8 protein-coding genes are annotated in these 9,436 nt (G+C 63.2%); all 8 read right to left on the reverse strand.

Annotated features, from left to right (window positions below):
• Positions 1 to 529 precede the first annotated feature (529 nt).
• The gene (locus K8V11_RS00595; RefSeq protein ID WP_303910227.1) at positions 530 to 1,363 is read right to left on the reverse strand and encodes a hypothetical protein; all 834 of its coding nucleotides are present in this window, start codon (positions 1,361 to 1,363) and stop codon (positions 530 to 532) included.
• Positions 1,364 to 1,366: 3 nt separating this feature from the next.
• On the reverse strand, positions 1,367 to 2,380 hold the full coding sequence (locus K8V11_RS00600) for a hypothetical protein (protein WP_303910229.1): 1,014 nt from the start codon (positions 2,378 to 2,380) through the stop codon (positions 1,367 to 1,369).
• A 170-nt stretch (positions 2,381 to 2,550) separates the two neighbouring features.
• A complete protein-coding gene (locus K8V11_RS00605) occupies positions 2,551 to 3,804 on the reverse strand; it encodes an MCE family protein (RefSeq protein WP_303910230.1) in 1,254 nt (417 codons plus the stop codon).
• Positions 3,804 to 5,054: an MCE family protein gene (locus K8V11_RS00610; RefSeq protein WP_303910232.1), complete on the reverse strand. Its 1,251-nt coding sequence runs from the start codon at positions 5,052 to 5,054 to the stop codon at positions 3,804 to 3,806. Before K8V11_RS00610 ends, K8V11_RS00605 begins: the two co-directional genes overlap by 1 nt.
• On the reverse strand, positions 5,051 to 6,280 hold the full coding sequence (locus K8V11_RS00615) for an MCE family protein (RefSeq protein ID WP_303910234.1): 1,230 nt from the start codon (positions 6,278 to 6,280) through the stop codon (positions 5,051 to 5,053). Before K8V11_RS00615 ends, K8V11_RS00610 begins: the two co-directional genes overlap by 4 nt.
• A gap of 3 nt (positions 6,281 to 6,283) precedes the next feature.
• Positions 6,284 to 7,315: an MCE family protein gene (locus tag K8V11_RS00620; protein WP_303910236.1), complete on the reverse strand. Its 1,032-nt coding sequence runs from the start codon at positions 7,313 to 7,315 to the stop codon at positions 6,284 to 6,286.
• Positions 7,315 to 8,445, reverse strand: a complete 1,131-nt coding sequence (locus K8V11_RS00625) for an MCE family protein (protein WP_303910239.1) — start codon at positions 8,443 to 8,445, stop codon at positions 7,315 to 7,317. The genes K8V11_RS00620 and K8V11_RS00625 overlap by 1 nt, the downstream gene beginning before the upstream one ends.
• The coding region (locus K8V11_RS00630; RefSeq protein ID WP_303910242.1) for an MCE family protein at positions 8,442 to 9,436 on the reverse strand (995 nt) is incomplete at its 5' end. The genes K8V11_RS00630 and K8V11_RS00625, both read right to left, overlap by 4 nt.

Here is a 9,436-nt window from a genome sequence, read left to right on the forward strand (position 1 = left end):
GAAAGATACGCGCCTGGGTGCACCAGGAACAGTGGAGACTGACTTGGTCTGGCGGGAGACTGCCAAGATGGGTCCTTCCAGCACCTCACGTGGCCGCTTATACGCAGCCACAAACTAGTTGTATTCGGCGAGCAGAAACCGGCTTACACTCACCGCTCATACCCCCGCTATATGAGGCAACCAACCCGCAATTGTGCTGTTCTGGGAGGTAACGACCGAAATCGGTACGAAATCCTCGGAACGCGAACGGTTGGTGGAAACGACAAAATGAAGCCAGCGCAACGTCCTACTATAGCCACTCGCGACAAATGTGTCCAGAGCGAGTTTTATCCGCCCCCGATGCGGTAATCGAGGCGGGCGCGAGGCGAGCAGCAAGCGGCTGGCTATGCGCTTGGCTCTCGCTCCCGAGTATCGGGCGCGTCGCGAACACTTTAAGAGTGAACCGTGCACGCCGATTCGTCAAGGCCCAAATGGGCGAGTCGCCCCGCACGGATCCGTGCGGGGCGACTCGGTTGCCTGGCCGGAGCGGCTAACTCGGCAGGTCGGGGATCGAAGAAAGCTTCCAGTCACCGTCGACTTTCTCCAGACGCACGAGGTAAGTCCCATCCGTCGAACCCGCCGCCTGGCCGTCCTGCGTCACGGATACGTTCTGCGCGATAAGCACCTCCGCGCGGTTCTCTTCCAGATATGTGACGCCGACGTCACTGATCGACACGTCGACCTTCGTCTTCGCCTGCTCGTACGTGTCGGCGAGCTGGTCCCAGCTCTGCATCAGCTCGTCCTCGAGCTCCGGGGTCATGATCTCGGGAAGACCATCGACGTATTCGTCCAGCGTCTCGTAATCGATACCCACGAGCTTCTTGGCATTCTCCGCCGCAGCGGTGGCCACCTCGTCGGTGGTCTCGCGGTCGGCGAAGGCCTCGTTTTCGTAGTCGAGTCCCGGCCGGAGGAAGAACACGGTGGCAAGCACGAGTCCGATCACGCCGACAACGGCGGCCGCGATGGGCCAGCCGTAGCCGATACGCCTCTTGCCCGAGTCCGGGTCTTCGGCCTTCGCTGCCTTTTTGGCCTTCTTCTTTTCGGCCTTCTCGGCCGCCTTGGCGTTTTTCTCCTTGGCCGTTTCGGCCTTCGCGCCCTCGTCCGATTTCTCGGCCTTGTCCGCCTTTTCGGTTGGCGAAGACTTGTCGGCCTTGTCCGTCTCCTTTGCCTTATCGGACTTATCCGTTGCCTTTGCCGTGTCTTTGGCCGGCGCCTTGCTCTCTTCGGCGGCCTTACCCTTGGCGGTGTCGGCATCCGACGTCGTCAACTTCTCGGTGGGAACCTCGTTCCGACCGGCGTCGTCCTTCTTGTCGTCTTTCGCCATGGTCTAGTTCCCTCCTGCCGTCGTCGCGGCTGCACCGCTGGTCGGCGAAGCGTCGGCATCGCTGTCACCCTTGCCCGAGCGGCCGTCCTTGCCGGCACCCGATTCCGCGTCGGCGGTCGAATCCGCAGAGCCTTTGTCGCCGGAAGCCGAGCCGCTGCCCTCGCCCGATCCGGCGGCGCCTTCGCCTGCCCCGGTCACGTCGTCGAGTTGCTGCACGGATTCGGAAGACTCCCCGACCGGCACCTGGGCACCGATCGCTACGAGTTCGGCGACCTTCCAGTCGTCTCCCTCGCGAATGAGCTCGACTTTCGCCGCCTGGCGGCCGGACACAGGGGGAAGCTCTTCACGTTCGGATTGCGCCGTGTAGACGAGCAGCACGGTCGCGGTGCCCGTCTCCTCGTTGATGTCGGCGAGCGCCGCATTGGAAATCTGAGCCGAGGTCGTCGCGCCCTGCTCGGTGACGGTCTGCTTGATCTGCTCGGCGTACTCATCCTGCTGCTTGAGGAACTCCCCAGTCGAGTCCGCACGAAGCCGCTCCTGGTCCTCGTCGATGGTGTCGGCGGAGAACGACAGCGAGTTCACCACTACCTGCGAAGCCACGTCGATGACCTCATCGCGCAGGGACGCCGCTTGCTTGTCACCGCGGTCCTGGAAATACCCAATGCCCTGCCACACGGCGCCGGCCACGCCGATCACGAGGATGACGACGGAGAGCACGGCAAACCAGCGTGGCGCGCCGCGCTTCTTTCTTGCCTCCTCGCCGTCGGCAGTTGCATCGTCGTCGCTGTCCTCGAGCTTCGACTTCTGTGACTTTCCGGCCTTCGCAGTCTCATTCTTGGAAGCTTCGACGTTCGCGGTCTCGGACTGCGAGTCCGTTGTCTTGGGGTTCTCGCTCTTCGAGCTTTCGTCCTTCGACGTCGCCTTTTCCGCGGAGGTGCCGGTGCCGGTGCCCTTGGGATCGGTTGGGTCCTTGGATTCCGCGGAGTTCTCCGGCGGTGTCTTGTCGTCCTTGCTCACTTCTCTCCTTGAACTGCGGGCACGCGAAATGGCGCGTGCTCGCAGGCTCGGTAGCGACGGTTCTCCGCCGTCATCAGAAAATGTCTAAACCACCATAGGTGACGTACCTTACAGCGGGCTGGTAACCGAAAAGCCGGGCGCGGTGTCTTTCTCCGCGCCCGGCTTTGAGGCTAGCCGCTGCCCTTCGGTACGGCCTGTGTGAATTCGGCGAGCTGCTGGCCCGCCGCCGACAGGTCCAGGCGGTCCGGCGCTGCCTTCGGCTTGTTGTCCCAAGGCTGGACGACGTTCGGGTCCGCGAGAAGCGCGTTTTCGCTGCCGCGCACGTTGGTCATCGACCCGTCCGGGACGTCACATCCCGCGTCCCAGTTCACCGGGAAATCCTCCTCCTGGTAGTCGAAGCTCGGGTCCGCTGCCTTCATCTCATCGAGCATCTCGTGGGTGCGCTCGTAGCCGATGGTGCATGCCGGCGGGTTATTGTTTTCGAGCACTAGACCGAAGTGGATTGTCCCATCGCCCGGCGCCACGGATTGCGATCCGGACGAGAGTACCGGCAGCAACTGCAGCAATGTCCGAACTCCGGCGGCACGAGGATCGACTGCCTTCATCGTCGTCGACAACCGCTCCGTCGCCACCGTGAGCGGCGGGCCGGACTGGTTGACCAGGCGGCTTGCCTCGGTACCGGCCTCGCCCGACGTGTCAATGAGCCGGCGAAGGTCCGAATCGGAGTCGCGGAGCGCCTCGGTGACCGTACGCAGGTCTCCGGAGAACGACACGATTTCCGACTGCTGGTCGGCCTGGGTGTCGAGTACCACCGCGCCGTCCTGGATGAGCCGTTTCAGCTGTGGCAGCGTCTCGATGCCCGTCTCCGAAAGCTCGATCAACGAATCCGCCAGATTGCGCAGTTCGGGACCTCGATCACGCACAGCATCGCCGAGTTCCTCGACCGTGATCCTGAGCGGGTCGAGGGGAATCGATCGGGTTAGTTCGTCGACGTCATGCAAAAGCTCCTCTACACGCACGGGCAGGTCTTCTCGGTTGCCGGTGAGCTTATCCCCGTCTTCGAGGTAGGGCTCGGTGTCGCTTACCGGGCGCAGATCGACATACTGCTCGCCGATGGCCGAGCGGTTGGCGACCACGGCGCGCGCATTCGCGGGGATCTTCGGCGCATCATCGTTGAGTTCGAGCTCGACGTTGACGCCCTCCGAGGTGAGGCTGAGGTCCCCCACTCGGCCGACTTCGACGCCGCGGTAGGACACCGAGGCGTTGGAGAAAATACCGCCGGAATCAGGCAGCTCGAGGTTGACCGTGTACTGCCCGAAGCCGAGAAGTGTGGGAAGCCGCACGTAGTTGATCCCCACGTAGGCGACGCCCGCAGCGGCGATGACGCAAAACGCGATCAGTTGGTATCGGATTGATTTCTTCATCACTGCTCACCGTCTGCCTCTTCGAGGAGATGCTCCATCATGGGCGAGAAGTCACTCAGACCCGGAGTCGTCGGCCCGTCGACCGCGCGCGACATCATTTGCGGTTCCTCGAATAGCGGTAGCGGAAGGACGATAGTCGTCCTACGGTCCGGTCCGTTCTCACCCACCCACGGGTTACGCGGGTCTTCCGAGTACGGCCCACTGGTATTCGTCGGAGCGATCGGCTGCGGGTCGCCCTTGCCGACGCCGAGGTTGGCAAACGTATTCGCCAGCTCTGTATCGAGGTTGAGGAACACGTTTGAGGACGAACCGATCGTCGTTTCCACGGACTTGTCCGGGAACGGATAGGTCGGGACGATCGCAGCAACGTCTACCAATTCGGGTGTCACCTTGGCGAGCTCCTGGAGCACAGGCCGGAGTGCGCGCAGATCCGCGATGAGATCCTCACGGGACCGGAGCAGCAGATCGGTACCGGTCTGTCCGAGCGCGTCGATGCGCCGGAGCATCTCCACGAACTGCGGACGCTGTTCGTCGAGAACGGCCACGCCCTCGGGCAGCTCGTCAAGGATGGCTTCGATCTGCGGGGTCTGCTCGCGGGTGTTTGCCGACAGCTCGTTGACGCCGTCGATAGCCGTGACGATGGAATCACGTTGCCTGTTGAGCGAATTGATGAGGTCGGCCGTCGTGTTCAAGGTGTCCTTGAGCTGGCCTTCGCGACCGTTGGTCATGGCATTGAGCTCGGTGACGATCGACTGCACCTGACTCAGCCCACCGCCATTGAGCACCAGCGACAGCGCGCCGAGCACCTGCTCGATGTTCGTGGCGGTCCGGGTGCGATCGAGCGGAATGAAATCACCGTCGGTGATTTCCCCGCGAGGGGCCTCCCCCTCCGGAGCGGACAACTCGACGAACTTCTCGCCAAGGAGGTTCGTCTGCTGCACGGACGCCACCGCATTTGCCGGAAGGTCGACGTCGTTTCGCATCGCGATTTCGATTTCGGCGGTCCACCCATCGTCGGCGAGATGAATGTCCTCGATCCGCCCTGCGGGTAGACCGTTGACCTTCACCGTTCCCTGCCGAACGAGGTCGAGAACGTCCTCGAACTGGATGGACAGGTTGATCGGGTCGCTTCCGACATCGGCCCCGCCCGGCAGCGGCACGTCCTCGATGCTCGTGGAGCAGCCGGCAGTCAGCGCGATCACTGTGCCACAGGCAAGTGCGGAGAAGGCGGCCTTGATCCGATGTTTCATCGTGGGCTCCTCTCCGAGGCCGGCGGTTGATTGAAGCCCTCGACTCCGGGCACCGCTCCCGGAACCTGGAGTGTCTGGGCGAGCTCGGCCGTCATAATTCCGGTGGGCAGCTCGACGTTGTCCTTGAGGAAGGCGTTGCGCTCTTCGACCTGTGCCTGGCATTCCTTGATTCCGGCCTCGTCCGTGAGACCCTCGAACAACGGATTCCCCGGCTGCAAACGGTTGAGCTGCATCATCTTGCACAGCACGTTGGCAGGACTTTGCGAATCGTGGAGAACCAGCCGCATGTGCAGCGTTCCCGACTCGGCGTCGTAAGCCTCGATGAGGTTCGACAGCGCAAGCGGGGCCTGCACGAGGATCTCCTTGATGTCCTCTGTGTGATCCGCGGTCACCCCGCCCACCGTGGCGAGTTTCTCGGCGTTGCGCTGGATGACGTCCTGGTTGTCACGTACGAGGCGCGCCACGTCGGCCAGAGCGTAGGAGAGCTCGCCGAGCGCGGACTGCAGGTTCTCGCGCTGGTTGGCGACAGTCTGGTTGAACTGCGCCATCTGGTCGTTGAACGTGCGGACCTGCTGGTCGTTCTCCGCCAACATGGACACGAAGGACTGCAGGTTTGTCACCGTGCCGGCGAGATCCTGCCGAGAATCCGCGAGTGTCGTCGAGGCCTGTGAAAGCTGATCGATCGAATCGCCGAGTGCGCGGCCATTCTCGCCGAGTGTCCGGGCAGAGGTGTCGAGGAATCGGTTCACGGTGCCGTCTTCGTTCACGCCCTCGGGTCCGAGTGCCGTGGACAGATCCTGCAGCGATTTGTAGAGCCGATCGACCTCGACCGGAGTCGTCGTCCGGTCGCGCTCGATCACGGCACCGTCCTCCATCTTCGGCCCGTCGGTGTAGGCGGGAAGCATCTGGACGTAACGGTCAGGAATCACCGAAGGGGTGACCTGTGCGGCCTTCGCATCCGCGGGAATGTCCACTCCCCGATTGACGAACATCTTCACTTCGACCTTATCGCCGAGCGGAATGACTTGCTCCACGCTGCCGACCTTGACGCCGAGCACGCGGACGTCGGTGCCCTCGGATACGCCCACGGATGTGTCGAAGTATGCCGTGATGTGAGTGCGCCCGACGCGGGACCAGCTACCCCATACCACCGTGGCGACGACGATGATGATCACCAGGAGAAGGGCCACGAGCCAGATCGGAAACTTCTTGTGCGCGAGTTTCATGGCTTACTGCCCCCCTTGCTGAAGAGGTTCGCGGTTACCGGGGATTAGCGGCAATCCCGGCGGGAGGAGGTTGGTCACCGTGGAATCGAACCAGCGTCCGGTACCGAGAATGTCCGAATAGATCCCGTAGAACGGTGCGAGGTTGGTCAGCGAGTCTCGCAGGTCCTGCTCGTGGTCGGTAAGCACGCCCAGGGCCTGGTCAAGCTGATCGAGCGTCGGACCGAATTGCGCCTCGTTATCGGCGACGAGCTGGCGCAGCTCGCGCGCGAGCGATGTACCCGAAGCGAGCACCAGCTTGATCGACTCCTCACGGTTATTGAGCTCGGTGAGCAGATCGCCGACACCGGCGATGAGCTTGCGGAACTCCTCGTTGCGCTCGGCGACGATCGTTGCCGACTGCCGCGTGGCGGCAAGCAGATCGCGCAATTCGCGGTCGCGGCTCGAGATAGTGCGCGAAAGCCGAGATACGCCGTCGACGGCAGAGCGGAACTCTCCCGGGGCGACGTCCATCGACTCGGTGAGTACTTCCAGCGACTCCCCTAGGCGCTCCTCGTCGATTCCCTCGACGACCTCGGCGGCCTGGCTGAAGGCGGTCACGACGTCATACGGCGAGGTGGTGCGGTCGAGCTCGATCGGAGTGTCAGTGTCGAGCTCTTCGCGACCCGCAGGTTCGAGAGCGAGGAACTTCTGCCCCAGAACCGACTTGATCTGGATCGACGCGCGGGTTTGATCGCCGAGCCATGCGCCCTTGGAGCGGAATTCGACCTTGACCCGGTCACCGTCGAGCTCGATGCCCGAGACCTGCCCTACCTTGACGCCCGCGATGCGGACCTCGTCGCCCGACTGCATCCCGGCGGCCTCCGAGAAGTACGCGGTGTACTTCGGCCCTGCGCCCACGATCGGCAGCGAACTGAAATTAGAGCTGGCAAATGTGAGTACGAGAATCGTGACGATTCCGATCAGGCCCAGCAACGGATTGGGGATCCGGTACTCGCCCGCCTTCTTACCCTTGCGCTTTTTCTTCTCGGGCGCCATCAGTTCCCACCTCCGTTCGATTGCGCGTTGGCCGCAGCGACGCCTTCAGCGCTACAGCGTGGTGCTGAGTTCGTGTAGATCGGTTGACGATGCGTGTCCAGGTGGCCTACCAGCGGCAACAGCGGACTCGACATGTTCGGCGCAGAGCCGGAGCCGACCGAAACATCGATGCCACAGAGATAGAACTGGAACCACGAGCCGAATGAACCGGTACGCACCAGCTTCTCTGTCTTGACGGGCATCGTCTCGATCACCGATTCCAGGCTGTCGCGGTTGCCATTGAGATCGGTGGCCACCGTGTTCAACGCGGTGAGCGAATCGGTGACGGCGGGCCTGGTGTTCTCCAGGACGTTGTCGGTGACCGAAGTCAGGTCCGCGAGAGAGTCGAGCGCAGACCCGATCTCCTGGGAGTCGCCGGACAGCCCGTCGATGAGGGAGGAGGTGTTGATAACCAGTTCGTCGAACTGCTGTTCGCGGCTGTTGATCGTGTCGAGCACGGCCGTCAGGTTGTCGATCACCTCGCCGATTATCTGATCGCGGTCGGCGAGCGTGTTCGTCAGCGAGCCGATGTCGCGTACCAATTGCTGGACGGTTCCACCCTCGCCCTGGAGCACCTTCACCAACGAATCCGCGAGCTTGTTCACGTCCTCGGGATTGAGGGTGGTGAAAAGCGGACGGAATCCGTCGAACAGGGCCGTGAGATTGACGGCGGGTGTTGTCTGCTCGAGGGGAATCGTGTCTCCCGGATCCATGGTGTCTCCGGCCGCACCCTCTCCCCTGGACAGCGAGATATAGCGCTGGCCGATGAGGTTACGGAACTTCATTGCGGCGTGGGTGTTTGCGGGGAGGTTGTCCCTACCCTCGAGTGCGAAGGACACCCGCGCCTTGTCGTTGTCGTAGAGCTCGACGCTGGTGACCCGGCCCACGGGAACGCCGGCGATGCGGACTTCGTCGCCCGGTTCGCTCTGCGTGGCATCGGAGAAGATCGCATGGTATTCGTCGCCTCCGCCAGAGCCGCTTCCACGCATGGTGTTCGCGAGGATAAGGGTCGCCATGGCGGTGATGATGATAAAGATAATCAGCTTGACCATCGGAGCCATGAGGCTCCGGTTGGAGGGGTTCCTACTCATCGGATGGTCACCTCCGCTCCGCGTAGCGCAGGGGCGCCGAGGCCGGCGATCCACTGTGGCGTCGAGTCGGGAGTGTCGCCCTTTGCGGCCCCATAGATCGTCTGGACAGTGGCCATCTCGATCGGCGAACCCTCGTACCCCATCGGCCGGTCGTCCACTCCCGGTGGCAGCGGACGGTTCGGCTGCTCAGGGACGTAACGTCCCGGAGCATCGGGCACACTGCCCCGTTGACGCGGCTGTGTGACCGGCGCGTCGGAGTTGCGCGGGTCCGGAGCATCATCCATGTGCGCCGGGCCCGGGTTACGCGAAGGCGGCTGCCACGCACCGTCGGCGAGAGCGCCGCCGGGAGCCGCGGAGAAGTTCTCCCCTGGGGCCGGCGTGCCGTAGCACCGGGCGCCGCGAGTATCGAAAGCGCGCGGCTCGTCCTGGTTGGGCAGGTACCGCCCGCGGGGATTGACGAACTCGATCGTGACACGGATACCCGGATGCGGGTCGCCGACGCCGAGAATGTCATCGGAGAAGTCGAGGCTCCTCTTGAAGTTCCGCACCGAGCACTCGAGTACGGGTGAATACTGGGCGAGATAGTCGAGCGTCTGCCGCGAGTCGGCGAGCAGATTGATCACGTTCTCCTTGTTCACTTCGAGGAACCCGGTGAGATCGTTCGAACCATTGGTCACCGACTGGATCGAGCCGCGCAGGTCTTCCTGCTTCTCCACGACTGTGTAGGAGGTGGTGCGCAGGGCGTCGAGCGCTCCGATGAGATCGGGCACCGCCTCGGTGTAGGTCTGCGAGAAGGTCGCGAGGTCCTGGATTCCGGACTCGAGCGCAGGCAGGTCCTCGTTGATTCCGCCGAACACCTTGCCGAGCTGCTCGATCGACACGCCGAGGCGCTCGCCGTTGCCCTGCAGTGCCTGGCTGAGTGCGCCGAGAGTCGCGGCGAGTTCGTGCGGGGGTACCGCCTCGAGCACCGGGAGGAGCCCGTCGAGAACTC

The sequence above is a fragment of the Dietzia timorensis genome, assembly GCF_020742175.1.
Lineage (GTDB): Bacteria > Actinomycetota > Actinomycetes > Mycobacteriales > Mycobacteriaceae > Dietzia > Dietzia timorensis_A.

Bases quoted from the DNA above. Each gene is read 5' to 3' on its own strand.
- K8V11_RS00610 (WP_303910232.1), bottom strand. From the start codon at position 5,054: ATGAAACATCGGATCAAGGCCGCCTTCTCCGCACTTGCCTGTGGCACA.
- K8V11_RS00615 (WP_303910234.1), bottom strand. From the start codon at position 6,280: ATGAAACTCGCGCACAAGAAGTTTCCGATCTGGCTCGTGGCCCTTCTC.
- K8V11_RS00595 (WP_303910227.1), bottom strand. From the start codon at position 1,363: ATGGCGAAAGACGACAAGAAGGACGACGCCGGTCGGAACGAGGTTCCC.
- K8V11_RS00605 (WP_303910230.1), bottom strand. From the start codon at position 3,804: ATGAAGAAATCAATCCGATACCAACTGATCGCGTTTTGCGTCATCGCC.
- K8V11_RS00625 (WP_303910239.1), bottom strand. From the start codon at position 8,445: ATGAGTAGGAACCCCTCCAACCGGAGCCTCATGGCTCCGATGGTCAAG.
- K8V11_RS00620 (WP_303910236.1), bottom strand. From the start codon at position 7,315: ATGGCGCCCGAGAAGAAAAAGCGCAAGGGTAAGAAGGCGGGCGAGTAC.